The sequence below is a fragment of the Thermus brockianus genome (assembly GCF_001880325.1).
Taxonomy (GTDB): domain Bacteria; phylum Deinococcota; class Deinococci; order Deinococcales; family Thermaceae; genus Thermus; species Thermus brockianus.
This window is the reverse complement of the sequence record NZ_CP016312.1, coordinates 61,148-77,091: the sequence shown is the minus strand read 5'-3', so window position 1 is coordinate 77,091 and position 15,944 is coordinate 61,148. Positions and strand designations below refer to the sequence as shown.

At 66.9% G+C, this 15,944-nt stretch carries 15 protein-coding genes and 1 pseudogene; 7 read left to right on the top strand and 9 right to left on the bottom strand.

What is annotated here, in order from left to right:
- Positions 1 to 3: 3 nt before the first annotated feature.
- The 6 genes from A0O31_RS00355 to A0O31_RS00330 are packed head-to-tail and all read right to left on the bottom strand — an operon-like array spanning position 4 to position 4,530.
- Positions 4 to 357, bottom strand: a complete 354-nt coding sequence (locus tag A0O31_RS00355) for a PaaI family thioesterase (protein WP_028492835.1) — start codon at positions 355 to 357, stop codon at positions 4 to 6.
- Positions 354 to 800, bottom strand: coding sequence for a MaoC family dehydratase (locus tag A0O31_RS00350; protein ID WP_028492836.1), 447 nt, complete (start codon positions 798 to 800; stop codon positions 354 to 356). The genes A0O31_RS00355 and A0O31_RS00350 overlap by 4 nt, the downstream gene beginning before the upstream one ends.
- Positions 801 to 806: 6 nt before the next feature.
- Positions 807 to 1,568: an SDR family NAD(P)-dependent oxidoreductase gene (locus A0O31_RS00345; RefSeq protein ID WP_028492837.1), complete on the bottom strand. Its 762-nt coding sequence runs from the start codon at positions 1,566 to 1,568 to the stop codon at positions 807 to 809.
- A complete protein-coding gene (locus A0O31_RS00340) occupies positions 1,568 to 2,815 on the bottom strand; it encodes a serine hydrolase domain-containing protein (RefSeq protein WP_028492838.1) in 1,248 nt (415 codons plus the stop codon). The genes A0O31_RS00345 and A0O31_RS00340 overlap by 1 nt, the downstream gene beginning before the upstream one ends.
- A gap of 7 nt (positions 2,816 to 2,822) precedes the next feature.
- Positions 2,823 to 3,968, bottom strand: a complete 1,146-nt coding sequence (locus tag A0O31_RS00335; protein WP_028492839.1) for an acyl-CoA dehydrogenase family protein — start codon at positions 3,966 to 3,968, stop codon at positions 2,823 to 2,825.
- On the bottom strand, positions 3,940 to 4,530 hold the full coding sequence (locus A0O31_RS00330; RefSeq protein WP_028492840.1) for a TetR/AcrR family transcriptional regulator: 591 nt from the start codon (positions 4,528 to 4,530) through the stop codon (positions 3,940 to 3,942). Before A0O31_RS00330 ends, A0O31_RS00335 begins: the two co-directional genes overlap by 29 nt.
- Positions 4,531 to 4,978: 448 nt before the next feature.
- On the opposite strand from A0O31_RS00330, the gene A0O31_RS00325 reads away from it, so the two are divergent.
- The 7 genes and pseudogenes from A0O31_RS00325 to A0O31_RS00300 all read left to right on the top strand — a co-directional run bounded on the left by A0O31_RS00325 (position 4,979) and on the right by A0O31_RS00300 (position 11,242).
- Entirely contained in the window at positions 4,979 to 6,178 is a 1,200-nt protein-coding gene (locus A0O31_RS00325) for an ABC transporter substrate-binding protein (RefSeq protein ID WP_084720330.1), read from the top strand.
- A complete protein-coding gene (locus A0O31_RS00320; protein ID WP_028492842.1) occupies positions 6,179 to 7,042 on the top strand; it encodes an ABC transporter permease subunit in 864 nt (287 codons plus the stop codon).
- Positions 7,039 to 8,100: a branched-chain amino acid ABC transporter permease gene (locus A0O31_RS00315; protein WP_028492843.1), complete on the top strand. Its 1,062-nt coding sequence runs from the start codon at positions 7,039 to 7,041 to the stop codon at positions 8,098 to 8,100. Before A0O31_RS00320 ends, A0O31_RS00315 begins: the two co-directional genes overlap by 4 nt.
- Positions 8,097 to 9,761 carry an AMP-binding protein gene (locus A0O31_RS00310; protein WP_028492844.1) on the top strand — a complete coding sequence of 555 codons (1,665 nt, stop codon included), beginning with the start codon at positions 8,097 to 8,099 and terminating at the stop codon, positions 9,759 to 9,761. The genes A0O31_RS00315 and A0O31_RS00310 overlap by 4 nt, the downstream gene beginning before the upstream one ends.
- A gap of 13 nt (positions 9,762 to 9,774) precedes the next feature.
- A pseudogene (locus A0O31_RS13600) lies at positions 9,775 to 10,239 on the top strand (ABC transporter ATP-binding protein); the annotation flags it as partial.
- A gap of 108 nt (positions 10,240 to 10,347) precedes the next feature.
- Entirely contained in the window at positions 10,348 to 10,506 is a 159-nt protein-coding gene (locus A0O31_RS13595; RefSeq protein ID WP_418954026.1) for an ABC transporter ATP-binding protein C-terminal domain-containing protein, read from the top strand.
- Positions 10,499 to 11,242: an ABC transporter ATP-binding protein gene (locus tag A0O31_RS00300; RefSeq protein ID WP_028492846.1), complete on the top strand. Its 744-nt coding sequence runs from the start codon at positions 10,499 to 10,501 to the stop codon at positions 11,240 to 11,242. Before A0O31_RS13595 ends, A0O31_RS00300 begins: the two co-directional genes overlap by 8 nt.
- A gap of 4 nt (positions 11,243 to 11,246) precedes the next feature.
- Here the strand turns inward: A0O31_RS00300 and A0O31_RS13480 are convergent, their stop codons facing one another.
- Genes A0O31_RS13480 through A0O31_RS00285 form a run of 3 tightly spaced genes read right to left on the bottom strand, consistent with a single transcriptional unit; the run spans position 11,247 to position 15,815 of the window.
- Positions 11,247 to 12,812, bottom strand: a complete 1,566-nt coding sequence (locus A0O31_RS13480; RefSeq protein ID WP_038050607.1) for a thiamine pyrophosphate-binding protein — start codon at positions 12,810 to 12,812, stop codon at positions 11,247 to 11,249.
- A complete protein-coding gene (locus A0O31_RS00290; RefSeq protein WP_038050608.1) occupies positions 12,809 to 14,704 on the bottom strand; it encodes a TRAP transporter permease in 1,896 nt (631 codons plus the stop codon). The genes A0O31_RS13480 and A0O31_RS00290 overlap by 4 nt, the downstream gene beginning before the upstream one ends.
- 1 nt (position 14,705) lies before the next feature.
- On the bottom strand, positions 14,706 to 15,815 hold the full coding sequence (locus A0O31_RS00285; protein ID WP_038050635.1) for a TAXI family TRAP transporter solute-binding subunit: 1,110 nt from the start codon (positions 15,813 to 15,815) through the stop codon (positions 14,706 to 14,708).
- Positions 15,816 to 15,944: the final 129 nt, after the last annotated feature.

The window sequence follows — 15,944 nt, the reverse complement described above, 5'->3', positions numbered from 1 at the left end:
GCCCTAGGCTACCCGGTAGAAGACCCCCTTGGCGAAGGCCACCCGCTTCCCCTCCCAAAGGACCTCCCCGGCGGCGTGGAGGAGGTGCCGGCCGGGGTGGACCACCCACCCCCGGGCGAGGAGCACCCCCTCCCGTACAGGGCGTAGGTAGCTCACGGAAAGCTCGGCCGTGACCACCTTGACCCCTAAGCTTTCCACCGCCTGGCCCAGGGCGCTATCCAACAGGGCGGCGAGGATGCCGCCATGCACGAGGCCTTGGCCCTGCAGGAACTCTTCCCGCACCTGTAGGCGAAGCTCCGCCTCGCCCTTTTCCTTCCTCAGGACCTCCGCCTGGAACCACCGGGCAAAGGGGCTCAAGCGGGCCTCCGCCGCACCAGGGTGACGAACTCCCCTTCCTGCACCACCTCGCCCCGCTGGTTGTAGACCTTGACCCTCTGCACCAGGATGCCCCGGTCCGGCTTGCTGGTTTCCCGCTTCTCCACGATTTCGCTTTCCCCCCGCACCGTGTCCCCGATGAAGACAGGCTTCAGGAAGCGGTAGTTCCGGATCTCCATCCAGGCGATGATGGTGCCCTCAAAGTGGCCCGCCCGTTGCCGAAGCCCCGTGAGCATGGAAAGCACCAAAAGCCCGTGGGCGATGCGCTGGCCAAAGGGGGTTTCCTTGGCGAACTCGGCGTCGGTGTGGATGGGGTTATAGTCCCCGGAAACCCCGGCGAAGTTCACCACGTCCGCCTCCGTCACCGTGCGGGCCGGGGTGGAAAACCTTTGGCCGACCTCAAAGTCCTCAAAGTACATGGGCATCTCCCATCACCTCCTCTGCGCAAGCGAAAGGTAAGCCCCGGGGCCCACGATGGAGCGGCCCCCGTCCACGTAAAGGGCCTGGCCGGTGATATAGCTCGCCTCATCGGAGAGGAGGAAGAGGGCCGCCTGGGCCACCTCCTCGGGGCGGCCTTCCCGGCCAAGGGGGGTGGCCTCCACCTCTCGCCGCCATGCCCATTCGGGCAACCCCGTGGTCATCCGGGTGGCGATGAGGCCCGGGACGAGGACGTTAACCCGGATGCCCTTGCGGGCAAGCTCCAAGGCCAAGGTGCGGGCGAGGCCTACCACGGCCATTTTGCTCGCGGCGTAGTGGGCAAGGCCCAGGGCACCCAAGGCGGCCACGGAGCTGGTGAGGACGAGGCTTCCCCCCTCCATGGCCTCCCCCGCTTTTCGGGCCACCAGGAAACTTCCCGTGAGGTTCACCCGGAGCACCCGTTCCCACTCCGCCAAGGGGAGCTTCCAAGAGAGGCCGCTATGGGCTATCCCCGCGAAGTGGGCCACCCCGTGGAGCGTCCCGAACTCCTCCAAGGCCTCCCGGAAGGCCTCCTCCACCCCTTCGGGGACGCTTACATCGGCCACCACGGCCACCGCCTCCCCTTCCAGGGGAGCCACGGCCTCGGCCAAGGCCTCCTCCTCCACATCCACCGCCACGAGCCTAGCCCCTTCCCGGGCAAAGAGCTCCAAGGCCGCCCGGCCGATGCCATGGGCCGCTCCGGTCACGAGCACGGTTTTGTCCGAGAGCCTCCCCATCAGCGCAGGCTGGCGTAAACGGCGTTCCGGAAAAGCCCGGCGTAATAGGTGCGCCCCCCGGGGTTCTGCATCATGAAAACGCCGATGAGGCGTTCCTTGGGGTCCACGAAGAAGTAGGTGCCAAAAAGCCCCGCCCAGTAATAATCCCCCTTGGAGCCGGGCAAGGGGCTTCCCCCGTCCTCGAGGCGCACCGCCACCCCCAGGCCGAAGCCGTACCCGAAGCCGGGGAGGTAAGGGGCCCCCCGTTGTAGGGAGGGAAGGTAGAGGGGACCCAGGTGGTCCTGGGTGAGGAGCTCCACCCCCTTGCGGGAGAGGATGCGCCGTCCCCCAAACTCCCCGCCGTTCAACAGGGCCTGCAGAAAGCGGTGGTAGTCCTGGGCTGTGGCCACGGCGCCTGCCCCGCCGGAATAGCGCTTGGGCGCCTCCCGCACGTTCAGGGGAAGGGGGGTAGGGGTTCCCGTGAAGGGATCCCGCTCGGGAGGTTCCGCAACACGGCCCCACTTTTCCGGGGGCACCTGGAAGCCGCTATCCACCATGCCCAAGGGCCGGAAGATCCTTTCCTCCATGAGTTCGGCGAGGCTCTTGCCCGTGACCCTTTCCAGGAGGTGGCCGAGAAGGTCCGTGGAGTTGCCGTACTCCCAGAGGGTGCCAGGCTGGAACTGGAGGGGAAGGCGGGCGAGCTTGGCCAAAAACTCCTCCCGGGTCTGGTCCAGGGCGTCGGCGTTTACCTTGCGGTACTCCTGCTTCACCAGGGAGTCAAAGAAGATGCCGTAGGTGATGCCCGAGGTGTGGCGCAGGAGGTCGTAGAGGGTGATGGGCCTTTGGGACGGCGCAAGCTCCAGCACCGGCCTTCCTTCGGGGCCTGCCCGCTCCACCCCCACCCGTATCTCCCGGAACTCGGGGAGGTAGAGGGCAAGGGGGTCCGTGAGGAAAAGCCGCCCCTCCTCCACGAGCTGTAGGGCGAGAACCGAGGTCAAGGGCTTCGTCATGGAGTAGATGCGGAAGATGGCCTCCTTGGCCATGGGGGTCCGCGCCTTGGGGTCCAGGTAGCCCACCGCCTCGTGGAAGACCACCTGGCCGTTCCGTGCCACCAGGACCACCGCGCCGGGGAGCCGGCCCTGGGCTACCTCCGCCTCGAGGCGGGCCTTGAAGGCCTGGAGCACCCCGAGGTCCACCCCCTCCCGCACCTGGGCCAAGGCCAGGCCCAGGAGGGCCATGCCTAGCGCCAAAAGCCGCCAAAGCCGCATACCACCCTCACCTCCCTGGGTCAAAAGCCTTCGTTCCCGTGAGGTGCGCCCCAATGATGAGCTTCTGCACCTCGCTTGTCCCCTCGTAGAGGGTCAGGATGCGGGCGTCCCGGTAGAGCCTGGCCACCTCGTACTCCTCAAAGAAGCCGTAGCCGCCGTGGACCTGGATGGCCCGGTAGGCCACCCGGTTGGCGGCCTCGGAGGCGTAGAGCTTGGCGAGGCTGGCCTCTAGGGTGTAGGGCTCCCCCTTGACCTTTTTCCAGGCCGCCTGGTAGGTGAGGAGCCTCGAGGCCTCCAGATCCAGCTTCATCTCCGCCAGGTGCTCCTGGACCAGTTGGAAACCGGCGATGGGCCGGCCAAACTGCCGCCTCTCCTTCACATAGGCAAGGGAAAGCGCCAACGCCCGCCCCATGAGCCCCACCGCCCCCGCCGCCAAGGAGATGCGGCCCGTGTCCAAGGTGGAAAGGGCGATCCTAAAGCCCTCCCCTTCCTGGCCCAACACCCGCTCCTTGGGCACCCGCACCCCGTCCAGGAAGACCATGCCCGTGTCCGCCGCCCTCAGGCCGAGCTTCCCCTTCAAGGGGCTCGTGCGCACCCCATCCTGCCGCTCCACCAGGAAGCAGGTGATGCCCTTGGCCCCCTTGTCGGGGTCCGTCTTGGCGAAGATGAGGAAGACCTCGGCCACGTTGCCGTGGGAGATAAAGGTCTTCTGGCCTTCCAAGATGTAATGGTCGCCGTCCCTATAGGCCCGGGTGCGGAGGCTTGCGGCATCCGACCCCGCCTCGGGCTCGGTAAGGCCGAAGGCGCCAAGGACCTCTCCTCGGGCGAGGAGGGGTACATACCGCTTCTTTTGCGTCTCCGTGCCGTAGGTGAGGAGAGGGGTGAGGACCAGGCTCTGCTGCACGGAGAGGATGGAGCGCAAGGAGGCGTAGCCTCCCATCTCCTCCAAAAGGGCAAGGTAGGCGAAGAAGTCCAGCCCCGCCCCGCCCAGGTCCTCGGGGACGAAAACGCCTAGGAAGCCCAGCTCCCCCATACGCCGCACCAAGGGCCAGGGGAAGGCCTCCTTCTCCTCGTACTCCCTCAGGGCCGGGGCCGCCTCCTCCAGGAAGCGGCGGGCCAAGGCCCTAAGCTCCTTGTGCTCGGGTACTTCCATCCTCTAACCCCCTAAGGATCAGGTCGTGATAGGCGCGGGCCACCTCCACCGCCCGCATGGGCCCTCCCGGGCGGAACCAGCGGATCATCCAGTTGAGGAGGGAGAGCACCGCCCGGCCCGTCAGGGCCACGTCCACGGGGCGGAAGACGCCCGCTTCCACGCCCCGCCGAAGGATGGCCCTAAGGTTCGCCTCGTGCCGGTCCCGAAGCCGGTTGGTGAGGGCCCGGTTTTCCGGGGAGAGGCTTTTTATGCCCTGGAGCATGGTGACGAAGAAGGGGTAGTTCTCCTCAAAGTAGCGGGCATGGGCCTCCATGAAGCGGAGAAGCGCCTCTTTCGGGTCCGGGTGGGCCAGGGCCTCCTCCCCGGCCCGCACCAGGCCCTCCAGGGCCTGGAGGCTGATGGCCAAAAGGATCTCCTCCTTGCTCCGGAAGTGGTGGTAGAGGGCCGCTTTGGAAAGGCCCAGGGCTTGGGCGACGTCCTGGACGCTCGTGGCCTCGTAACCCTTCTCGGTGAAGAGTTTGGCGGCCTCCTCGAGGATGCGCACTTTCGTGGTGGTCACCATAGGTCACCGACCGGTCGGTAAGTTCCACGATAGCCTTATCCCTTCGCTTTTGTCAAGCTTGACCCAAAGGGTGCTAGACCACCTGCGGGAAGTTCTGCAAGGTGCCGGCCATGGGCCCCGGCGGTGCGGGCGTGGGTCGGAGGGGGTGGGCCCTATCCCCGTTGCGGGTGTTCCCCCCGCCTCTGGGGTGTACCCCGGACAAGCCCGGGTGGACTTGACAGGGGCGGAGGGGGCAGATTAGCATGATAACCAACCGGTCGGTAAGTTCGGGCGCGCTTTCCATGCGGGCCAGGGTCTACACCTAGCAGGCTTACTTAGGCGCGCCCCACCGGTGGAAGGGAGGGAGGCTGATGGGGCGTAGCTGGACCAAGACAAGCCTCTTGGTGTTGCTGGCCACCCTGGGGGGTCCGCCTTCGCCCAGGTCATTCGCGTGGGCGTGGTGGGCCCTATGGCGTTCGTTCAAGGGGAGCACACGTGGTACGGGGCCACCCTAGCGGCGGAGGAGATCAACCGGGAAGGCGGGGTGGTGGTGGGCGGCCGGGCGTTCCGAATTGAGCTCGTTCGCGTGGACACCAACGAGATCACCAGCGTGACGGATGCTGCCACCGCCGTGGAACGGGCCATCACGGCCCAAAGGGTGGACTTCCTCATCGGGGGCTTTCGCAGCGAAGCTGTCCTGGCCATGACCGAGGTAGCGGCGGACTACAAGAAGCCTTTCCTCATCACGGGTGCCGCCCTAGACGGCATCCTCGCTGGCCGGGTGGATCGCAACTACGAGCGCTTCAAGTACCTTTTCCGCGTGAGCCCCAACAAATCCAGCGACCTGGCACGCACCTCCCTGCTCCTCTTAGGAGAGGTGGTGCAGGCGATGCGCCAACAGCTCAACCTGCCCAAGCCCAAGGTGGCCATCCTGGCCGAACGGGCCGCCTGGGCCGATCCCCTGGTGGAAACGGCAAGCCGCCTCATCGCCGCCCCACCCCCCCAAGGGTACGGGGCCGAGGTGGTGGGGGTCTGGCGGCCCTCGGCCACGGCCACGGACGTCACGCCTGAGCTCACCGCCATCCAGCGGGCCCAAGCCCAGGTGATCTACACGGTCCTCTCGGGGCCCGTAGGGGTACCTTTTGGCCGGGACTGGGGTAGGCTCAAGATCCCCGCCGCCCCCGTGGGAATCAATGTGGAAGCCCAGCAGGAAACGTGGCTCCAGGCCACAGACGGACTGGGGGCTTATGTGGCCACGCTGAACACCCTGGCCCCGGGCGTGGCCATAACGCCCAAGACCCTTCCCTTCATCAGCAACTTCCAGAGCCGTTTCAAGCGCTTCCCCATCTACACGGCCAGCGGGGCCTACGTGGCCCTCCACCTCCTGAAGGAGGCCATCCTCCGGGCGGGGAGCCTGGAAGCCGAGGCGGTGGTCAAGGCCCTCGAGGCCACGGACCACGTGGGCCCCTCGGGCAGGATTGTCTTTGACAAGGTGCATGACGTCACCTGGGGCCCTGGGTACACCACGGGCCTGGGCGTCCAGTGGGTGGGGAACCGGATGCAGGCCTTCTGGCCCCGGGCTTGGCGCGCGGGGGACCGGGTGGTGGGGTATGCGGGCGTGCGGCCCTACCAGCTCCCTCCCTGGGTGGTGGAGGCCTGGAGGCGGTAGATGCTCGCCGCCATCTTGGTCAACGGGCTGGTCCTAAGCGGGATCTACGGCATGTTGGCCCTGGGATTCGCCCTCACCTACGGGGTGGCCCGCATCCTCAACCTAGCCCATACGGCCTTTTACATGGCCGCCTCTTATGCCCTCTTATTCCTCCTGGGATACACGGGCTTCCTCCCCGCCGCCTTCCTCGCCGCCCTTTTGGTCCTGGGCCTTGCCCTCCTCGCCTACAGGTTTTTCCTTGAGCCTTTGCGGGAACACGAGGCCACCATCCTCATCGTTACCATCGCCATAGCCCTCCTCCTCCAAGAGGTTCTCCTCCTCCTTTTCGGGGGGCACTTCCGTTCCGTGCCAGCCCTCCTGCCCGGCTTCGTGGAGATCCTGGGGGTCCGGGTGGCGCAGCAGGCGCTCCTCGCCCTGGCGTTCGCCGCTCTCGTCCTCCTTTTGGCCTGGGCCTTCCTCAAAGGGAGCCGCGTTGGGCTTGCCATCCGGGCCGCCGCCCAGGATATGGAGGCGGCGGAACTGGTGGGGGTAAGCCTCTCCCGGGCTGGGTACTGGGCCGTGGGCCTGGGGGCCCTCTTGGCCACTCTGGCGGGCCTTGCCGTGGCCCCCATGGCCACCTTGGAGCCCCACATGTGGACCGCTCCCCTCCTGGTGGTGCTGGCGGCGGTGGTCCTGGGGGGCCTGGGAAGCCTTCTAGGAGCCCTCTTGGGAGCCTTGATTCTGGCTTTCGCCGAGGTGGTGGTGGTGAACCTGGTGCCTGGGGGCGCCTTCCTGCGCACCGCCGTGGCCCTTTTGGTGCTGGTTCTGGTACTGGTGTTCAAACCCGAGGGCCTTTTCGGCGCATCCTTTGCGGAGGAGCGATGACCAGTCCCCTGCGCATCTGGTCCGTCCCGTGGCTCCTACGTTTCCTTAGGTACGAGGTCTTCGCCCTGCCGAGCCGGGTTATCGCTCTGCTTTTCATCCTCTTCCTCCTCCTCTTCCCCCTTTTCTCGCAAGACCCTTACCTCCTGCGCATCCTCACCCTGTCCGGCCTTTTCGCCCTCTATGCGGCGAGCTGGGACCTCCTCTCGGGCTACACCGGCCAGGTGAGCCTGGGCCACGCCTTCTTCTTTGGCATCTCGGGGTACACCTCCGCCCTGCTGGGCCGGGAACTCGGTCTAGCCCCTTGGGCCACCATTCCCTTGGGGGCCACGTTGGCTACCCTTGCGGGCCTTCTCGTGGGCTTACCCTCCCTTCGGGTAAAGGGACCCTACCTCTCCCTGATCACCCTGGCCTTTCCCATCCTGGCGCTCGGGTTCATCTTCCTCTTTCCGGACTTCACGGGAGGGGAGCTGGGGCTTTCGGGGCTTCCCCGCCTTGGCCAGAGCCGCCTAGAGGAGTACTACCTGGTCACCCTCACCATGCTTGTTTCCGTCTACATTCTCTGGAGGATAGCCAACTCCCGGGTGGGCCTCGTCTTCCACGCCCTAAGGGAGGATGAAGCCGCGGTGCGCATGGTAGGGGTGAACACCGTGGCCTACAAGCTCCTGGCCTTTGCCGTAAGCGCCTTCTTCGCCGGACTGGCAGGAGGGCTTTACGCCCACTACCTGCGGGTGGCGGGCCCGGATAGCCTGTCGCTTTTTAACTCCATTCAGCCCGTTATCTGGACGGTTTTTGGCGGTATCGCCACCATCTACGGCCCCGTGGCGGGCACCTTCCTCCTTGTGCCCCTTCTGGAGGTGTTGCGGGTGGCCGAGGAGTGGCGCATGGTGGGGTTTGCCGTCCTCATCCTCCTGGTCATGCGCTTCCTGCCCCAGGGGGTGGTGCGGGGGGTGCTGGACCGCCTCGAGGAGGAGTGCCCCCGGTGCAAGGTCCGCAACCCCTTCACCCGAAGGCGGTGCCGCGTTTGTGGCGTGGAGATGCGCTTGGAGGTGCGGGCATGACGGAGGTCTATTGGGAACGCCCTTGGCTTCGCTTCTACCCTCCCACCACGCCCAAAGAAGTTCCCCTTCCCGTAGGGAGCGTCAGCCAGCAGGTGGAGGAGGCCTTCCTGCGCTTCGGCGGGAAGACCGCCTTGGTCTACTACGGGCGCACCTACCGCTACGCCGACCTCCACGAGGCCATACGCCGCTTTGCCGGAGGGCTTAAGGGCCTAGGCCTTAGGCCGGGAGACCGGGTGGGCCTTTACCTGGCCAACAGTCCCCAGTTCGCCGTGGCCTACCTGGGCATCCTTTGGGCGGGGGGTGTGGTGGTGCCGGTAAGCCCCCTTTATACCTCCCACGAGCTCCGGCACCAGCTTTTAGACTCAGGCGCCCGCTTCCTCGTGGTCCAGGACGCCCTTCTGGAAAACGCCGAGCGGGCAGGGGTGGAGCTGGAGGGGAAGGTGGTGGTTTCCCTTTGGGAGGCCCTGCCCTCCTGGCAGAGGCTCCTGGTACGCCGCCTCCCCGTGCCCCGGGGCCCTGGAGTCTATACCTTCTCCGACCTCCTGCGGGCAAACCCCCTTCCTGCCCCAGAACCCCGACAGGGCGAGGACCTGGCCGCCCTCCCCTACACCGGGGGCACCACGGGTCTGCCCAAGGGGGTGCGGATTACCCACCACAACCTTCTCGCCGCCCACCGGATGATCCAGAGCTTCAACCCCTTCGGCCCAGGGAGCACCCTCCTAGCCTTTCTGCCCTTCTACCACATCTACGGCCAGGTGGTCCTCCTCCTTGGGGGGCTCCTTTCCGGGGCCCGGCTTTTGGTCTTTTCCACGCCCGACCCCGACTGGATCCTGGAGGCCATGGTGCGCTACCGGGCCACCCACTTCTTCGGCGTCCCTTCCCTGTACGAGCTCCTCCGGGACCACCCCAGGACCCACTGGGTGGATTGGAAGCGCCTCGAGGTGGTCCTAAGCGGGGCCGACACGCTGCACGAGGCCACGGCGGAGGCCTTTTTCCAGCGCACCGGCCGGGAGGTCGCCGAAGGCTACGGGATGACGGAAACCTCCGCCGCAAGCCACGTCAACCCCAGGGAACGGGTCAAGCGAGGGTCCTTTGGCATCCCCTTGCCCTGCGTCCAGGCCCTGGTGGTGGACCCCGACACCCTCGAGCCCGTCCCCGTGGGGGAGGTGGGGGAGCTTGCCCTTGCCGGCCCCAACGTCACCCAGGGTTACTGGCAACGGGAAGAGGAGAACGCCAAAAGCTTCTTCAGGGAACGCGGACTCCGCTTCTTCCGCACGGGAGACCTGGTGCGCATGGACGAGGAGGGGTACTTCCACTTCTACGACCGGGCCAAGGACATGATCAAGTACAAGGGCCGGCCCGTCTTCCCTCGGGAGATTGAAGAGGCTTTGCGGGCCCACCCCTTGGTAAAGGCGGCGGGAGTGATCGGGGTGCCGGACCCCAAGGTGGGGGCTTACCCCAAGGCCTACGTGGTCCTGGAACCCGAGGCTCGGGGCAAGGTGACGGAGGAGGACCTGCTCAGCTTCCTGAGGGAGCGCCTTGCCCCCTACAAGCTTCCCCGAGAGATAGAGTTCCGCGGGGAGCTTCCCAAAACCGACGTGGGCAAGGTCTCCCGCCGGGAGCTTAGGGAGGAGGTGGAGGGTGGCGCTCTTGGAGGCTAGGGGGATCACCAAGCGGTTCGGGGGGCTCCTGGCCCTAAACAGCGTGGACCTCCGGGTGGGCGAGCGGGAGATCCTGGGGCTCATTGGCCCCAACGGGGCTGGCAAGACCACCCTCCTGCGGGTCCTCCTCGGCATCCACCGGCCCGACGGGGGGCGGGTCTTCTTCAAGGGGAGGGACATCACCCCCTTGCCCACATGGGAGCGGGTGCGCCTGGGGCTTGCCGCCACCTTCCAGAACCCCAGGCCTTTGAGGCGGCTTCCGGTCCTGGCCAACGTGCTGGTGGCAGCCTACGGACCCCGGGGAGGGCGTAAGGGGGACTGGGTGAAGCGAGCGGAGGCCCGCGCCCTGGACGCCCTGGAGTTTGTGGGCATCGCCGACAAGGCAAAGGAGCCCGCCTCCGTCCTCTCGCAAGGGGAGCTGAAGCGCCTGGAAATCGCCCGGGCTTTGGCCACGGAGCCTGAGCTTTTGATCCTGGACGAGCCCTTTGCCGGCCTTACCCCTGTGGAAACGGAGCTTTTGGCCAAATCCTTGGCCCGCTTGCGCAAGGGAGGGCGGTTTGGCCGGCTTCACAGCGAGGGGTGCGCCATGGTCATCATTGAGCACAAGCTCTCCGAGCTCTTCAAAATCGCCGACCGGGTGGTGGTCTTGAACTTCGGCGAGGTCCTGGCCGAGGGCACCCCAAGCCAGGTGGTCCAGGACCCCAGGGTCATTGAGGCCTACCTGGGGGAGGTGCCCCATGCTTGAGGTGCGGGGGCTCTCCTTGCTCTACGGCAAGGCCCAGATCCTCTTCGGGGTGGACCTAGAGGTGCGGCAGGGGGAGCTCGTCTGCCTGGTGGGGCCCAACGGTGCAGGCAAGACCAGCCTGCTCAGGGCCATCTCCGGGCTAACCCGCCTCGAGGCCTGGCTCCACCGGGGCACCCGGGCCGGGGAAATCAAGCTCCAAGGCAAGGTCCTCTTCCAAGGTCGGCGCATTGATGGCCTCTTCCCCCACGAGATCGCCCGGTTTGGCCTGGTCCTCTGCCCCGAACGGCGGCGGCCTTTCCGGGAGCTATCCGTGGAGGAAAACCTCCTGGCGGGGGGGCTTCTTCTGCCCAAGGCCGAGGTGCGGCCGTGCCTGGAATACGTCTACAGCCTTTTCCCTAGGCTCGCGGAGCGCAGGCGGCAGCGGGCGGGGGACCTCTCCGGGGGGGAACAGCAGATGCTCGCCCTGGGCCGGGCGCTCATGGGTAAGCCCAGACTGCTCGCCATTGACGAACCCTCCACCGGGCTTGCCCCCAAGGTGCGGGCCCTGGTCCTAGAGCAGGTAGCCCGGGTGCGAAAGGAGGGCGTAACGGTGCTTCTGGTGGAGCAGGAGGCGGCCCAGGCCCTTGCCCTGGCAGACCGAGCCTACGTGCTCTCCAACGGCCGCCTGGTCCGCCAGGGGGAGGCCAAGGCCCTCCTGGAAGACCCGTCATTCCAGAGGACGTACCTAGGCCTTTGACCCTTTAGAAGGCGGGGTGGGGCGTGGGGTCCACCACCACCTCCAGGAGGAAGGGCCCAGAGGGAAGCGAAGCCAAGGCCGCCTCCAGACCCTCAGGGTCCTCCACCCGGGCTGCGGGAACGCCGAAGGCCTGGGCTAGCTGGCAGAAATCCACCCCCGAAAGGGCGAGGCCCGGAACCCGCTCCGCCTGGCCCGGGTAGAGGCTTTGGGCAAACCCCTTGAGGATGCCGTACCCTCCGTTATTCAGGACCACGAACACCACATCCGCCCGGAGCTCGCGGGCCGTGTAGAGGACCTGGGGTGCGAAGAGGAAGCTCCCCTCCCCCACCACCGCCGCAGCCCTTTGGCCAGCCAACGCAGCCCCCAAAGCGGCCGGCGCCGCGAAGCCCAACCCCCCGCTCGCCCCGTGTAGGTAGCCTCCCCCCTCCTGCCGCAGGTGGCGCCGAAAGACCCCACTTAGGGAGATGGCCTCGTCCACGACGAACCTGGGGGACAGGGCCTGGGCAAGGCGAGCCGCCGCGTAGGGGGGGTTGAGGCGGCCCGAGGGGCTTTGGGGGGTAGGCAAAGGGGCAAAGACCCCCTGGGGCGGTGCTCCCGCCCGGGGCCGGACCCGCTGGGAGAGGAACTCCAGCCCCAGGGCCACGTGGCCCAAGTAGACCTCCTGGGCCTCCGCCCGGGCCGCCTCCTCGGGATCGTCGGTAAGGAGGAAGACCCGGGTGCCCGTGGGCACCGCGGGGCCCGGGGAGTAAGGGTAGAGGAGAAAGCAGGGCGCACCGGCCACCAGGACCGCATCAAAGGCCTCGAGGATCCCCCGGATCCGCTGGGCCACGGGAGGCAGTACCCCCCGGTAAAGGGGATGTTGTGTGGGGAACGGGTGGCGCGGGCTTATGGGGTCGGAGAACACGGGGGCCTCCAAGGCCTCAGCGAGGCGGAAGGCCGCCTGGCGGGCCAAGGGGGTGTCCGCTCCTCCCCCCAGGACCAGGGCCGGTCGGGTAGCCCGGTCCAGGCTCTCGGCCAAGGCCTCCAAGCCTTGGGCCATACCCGGAAGGTGGAGGGCTTTGCACCGAGGAGGTGGGGCCTCCTCTTCCCAAAGGTCCATGGGAATGGCCACCACCACGGGCCCTCGAGGGGGGGTCAGAGCCAGGTGGTAGGCCCGCTCCAGGGCCTCCGGCAGGTCGGCTCCCCGTTCCACGGAGAAGGCAACCTTGGCAACGGGGTGCGCCATCTCCACCAGGGGTCCGGAGAGGAGAGGGTCGCGGAAGAGGTGCCGCCGGTCCTGCTGGCCCACGGTGACGAGAAGGGGCGAGCGGTTTTTCCGGGCAGTATAAAGCGCCCCTATGGCGTTTCCCAGGCCCGGCGCTGCATGGAGGTTCACCACGGCCACCTGGCCGCTGGCCTGGGCGTACCCCTCGGCCATGGCCACCGCCACCCCCTCGTGGAGGGCGAGAACGTAACCGGCCACCTCCTCCAGGCCCAGGAGAAAGGGAATCTCGGTAGAGCCTGGATTGCCGAAAACCCAAGGGATACCCCGCTCCTTGAGCCACCTATGGGCGCTCTCCCGTGCGGTCATCCTTCCATGCCTCCCCTCTGCCCCACCCGCCGGCGCAAGCCCAGGGCCAGGGCCACGAGCAAAAGCCCCGGAAGGGCGAGGAAGCTGGTGAGGGTTTCCGGGATGGCGCAAAGGATCCCTCCCACCCCAAAGACGCCCCTCGCCCAAAGGGGGAGGGGGCCCAAGCCCCAGAAATACCCTTCCAGGGCCCCCACCAGAAAGAGGAGCCCCAGGACCGCAAAGACCACATGGTAGGCCACCGAGAAAAGGCTTCCTTGAAGGATTAGGGCAGGTTCAAAGAGGAAAAAGAAGGGGAGGAAGTAGATGGCAAGCCCTAGCCTGACCGCGGTGAAGCTCGCCCCCATGGGGGAAGCCCCCGCGATGCGGGCAGCCAAAAAGGCGGCCACGGCCACAGGGGGGGTGATGGCGGAGAGCATGGACCAGTAGGCGATGAAGAGGTGAACCGCCAAGGGGTTAAACTCCCCGATGCGCACAAGAGCGGGGGCCAGGGTCACGGCGAGGAGGATATAGGCGGCCACCATCACCCCCGCCATCCCCAAGACGAAGGCGATAGCCACGCCCACCAAGAGGACCAGGTAGAGGTTTTCCGCTCCCATCCGCACCAGAGCCCCCGTGAGGGCCGGGGCCACCCCCGTCCCCACAAGCCCGGCGAGGATGAGCCCCACGGGGAGGATGAGGGCCAGGGTCTGGCCGATGAGGGAGGCGGCGCCCACCAGGGCCCGGTCCAAGGCTTCCCAGCGCAGCCTTCTGCCCGCGGCCAAGAGGAGAAAGCCCAGGGCGTAGAAGGGGGCGAGGCGTTCCAAGCGGAGGTACAAAAGGGCGAAGACCAGAAAGCCCAAGGCCATCAGGAAGGGAAGCCCCCGGCCTAGGCTTGGCCCCAAAGGAGGTAGTTCGGCCCTCGGCAGGCCCCGAAGCCCGTGGCGGGCAGCGTAGAGGTCCACGTGGGCGAAGAGGGACAGGTAGTAGAGCAGGGAGGGCAGGAGGGCGGCGGCCACCACCTGGCCATACGGCACGCCCAAGAGGTTGGCCATAACGAAGGCCACGGCCCCCATCACCGGGGGCATGAGCACACCCCCTGTGGAGGCGCAGGCCTCTACCGCTGCGGCGTAGCTCCGGGAAAACCCCGAGCGGATCATGGCGGGGATGGTGAGGCTTCCCGTACTCGCCACATTGGAGAGGATGCTCCCGCTCAGGCTGCCGAAAAAGGCGCTTGCCACCACGCTCACCTTGGCGGCCCCCCCTCGAGCCCAGCCGAAAAGGGCCGAGGCCACCTCCAGGAAGACCTGTCCTGCCCCCAAGGCCACCAAGAAGGCAGCCAGGACGAGGAAACCCACCAATAGCTCGCCTACGGTGCGCATCGGCAAGCCCATGAGCCCCTGGGTGGAGTAGATGGCGTAGCCCAACACCTCCTGCCATGGGAGGGAAGGTCCCCAGAGGAGGCCCGGCAGGTAAGGAGCCAGCAAGGGATAAGCGGCAAGGACCAGGGCCACCAAGGCGAAACCCATCCCCCCCACCCGCCTCGCCCCCTCCAGCACCACCCCCAGGAGAAAGAGGGCCAACGCCACCTGCCAAGGGGCTTCCGGGTTGGTCCAAGGCCGAAGGACCATGCTCGGGCCGTGATGGGCGAGGAAGACTCCTGCCGCCGACACGCCCAAGGCGAGGGCGTAGTCGTACCACCGGGGCCGGGTGTCTTGGGGACGGGCGGGGAAGAGGAGAAAGACCACGGGCAGGTAGAGGGCCAAAAGCAACCAGTAATAGCTGAAGTCCAGGAGGGCAAAGCCCACGAGGGGGCTACCCAGGAGGTAGTAGAGGATTAAGGTGAGGCCCAGGAGCGAAGCGGCCCGTACCCAGCCTCGAGCCCACGCGGGAAGCCTGTCCCACCGGCCCTCCATGCTAGGGCCTCCAAGCCTCGGAGAAGCGGGGCACGCGGTTTTGCGCCAGGAATTCCCGCCAGAAGCGCTGCCACGCTTCGCTTGCGGGATCGGTGCTGATGCGGCGGGAACGCGCGAGGGCCAAGGCCCTTTCGTAAAGGGTGGCGTACTGGTCCGCAAGGCGTACAGAGGCTATCTGCTTCGCCTCCATCGCCTGATTCCATAGCCCCTTCTCCTTCAGGTAGCGCACGGTCCCGGGATGGAGGGGCACGGAAAGGTTTTCCACCACGAAGCGCAGGCTCTCCAGGGTTTGGTAGCGGGCCATGGCATGCTTGTCCCCATAGAGGGCATGGTTCTCGTCCCACCACTTCACGAGCTGGTAGACCAGGGCCTCGTCCACGTCGGCCCGGGTGTAGTAGACGCTAGGGATGACGAAGGTCCGCACCCCCCGGGCCGAGGTAACCCCTACGTCTGCGGGCCGGACGAGCTTGAGAAGGGGGTAAGCCCGCTGCCAACGCAGAAGGCAGGTACGGTCTTCCTGCGGTGTGGGCACGGGGAGCCAGCGTATCCCCCTGGGGTTCCCCTCCACCTCCACGTTCACGTCTGACACGGGCGAGGTGAAGGCTATATCCGCCCCGCCCTCGGCAATCACCCGAGAATTGGCGTTGTAGTTAGCCACGGGCACCAAGCGCGCCTGTTCCCGGCTCATCCCCCGGCAGGCAAAGAGGCCATCCAAAATGCGGTGGAAGTAGGAGAAGGGGGGCCAGGCTACCCGTACCCCCGGCCCTATGTCCTGCACCCGCCGGTAAGGGGTATCCCCGCGGGTCATGAGACCCCAGGGGGTTAGGATGGCCGGGTAAACCACCCGCAGGGGCCCGGGGCGGTACCCCGGCTCCCCGTCCAAGGACTCCACCAGCACCGTGAGCGGCGCGGAGATGAAGTCCACCCGACGCTCCAATAGCCACCCCGTAATGGTAGGCGTGGCGCCGGGGGAAACCCGCACCTGGACCCCCGTAGCGGCGGAAAACTCCCCTGACCAGGCCACCAGCAGGGAATAGCCCGCCGTGCCCACCTCCGTGGAGCCGAAGAGGAGCTGCCTTGGCCAAGGACCCGTTCCCTGGGCAAAGCTCACGAGGAGTGACGAAAGGAAAGCCCACACAAAGACTTTCTTCCAAGCCATCCCCAACCTCCTTACCGACCATTCGGTTGGAACCCATGCTACCCCACCGGCCCCAGGCGGTCAAGCGGGGGCGAAAAGGTG

Coding starts and splice junctions, on each gene's coding strand:
- A0O31_RS13480 (WP_038050607.1), bottom strand. CDS start 12,812: ATGACCGCACGGGAGAGCGCCCATAGGTGGCTCAAGGAGCGGGGTATC.
- A0O31_RS00350 (WP_028492836.1), bottom strand. CDS start 800: ATGCCCATGTACTTTGAGGACTTTGAGGTCGGCCAAAGGTTTTCCACC.
- A0O31_RS00300 (WP_028492846.1), top strand. CDS start 10,499: ATGCTTGAGGTGCGGGGGCTCTCCTTGCTCTACGGCAAGGCCCAGATC.
- A0O31_RS00330 (WP_028492840.1), bottom strand. CDS start 4,530: ATGGTGACCACCACGAAAGTGCGCATCCTCGAGGAGGCCGCCAAACTC.
- A0O31_RS13595 (WP_418954026.1), top strand. CDS start 10,348: ATGGTCATCATTGAGCACAAGCTCTCCGAGCTCTTCAAAATCGCCGAC.
- A0O31_RS00340 (WP_028492838.1), bottom strand. CDS start 2,815: ATGCGGCTTTGGCGGCTTTTGGCGCTAGGCATGGCCCTCCTGGGCCTG.
- A0O31_RS00320 (WP_028492842.1), top strand. CDS start 6,179: ATGCTCGCCGCCATCTTGGTCAACGGGCTGGTCCTAAGCGGGATCTAC.
- A0O31_RS00335 (WP_028492839.1), bottom strand. CDS start 3,968: ATGGAAGTACCCGAGCACAAGGAGCTTAGGGCCTTGGCCCGCCGCTTC.
- A0O31_RS00345 (WP_028492837.1), bottom strand. CDS start 1,568: ATGGGGAGGCTCTCGGACAAAACCGTGCTCGTGACCGGAGCGGCCCAT.
- A0O31_RS00315 (WP_028492843.1), top strand. CDS start 7,039: ATGACCAGTCCCCTGCGCATCTGGTCCGTCCCGTGGCTCCTACGTTTC.
- A0O31_RS00310 (WP_028492844.1), top strand. CDS start 8,097: ATGACGGAGGTCTATTGGGAACGCCCTTGGCTTCGCTTCTACCCTCCC.
- A0O31_RS00325 (WP_084720330.1), top strand. CDS start 4,979: ATGGCGTTCGTTCAAGGGGAGCACACGTGGTACGGGGCCACCCTAGCG.
- A0O31_RS00290 (WP_038050608.1), bottom strand. CDS start 14,704: ATGGAGGGCCGGTGGGACAGGCTTCCCGCGTGGGCTCGAGGCTGGGTA.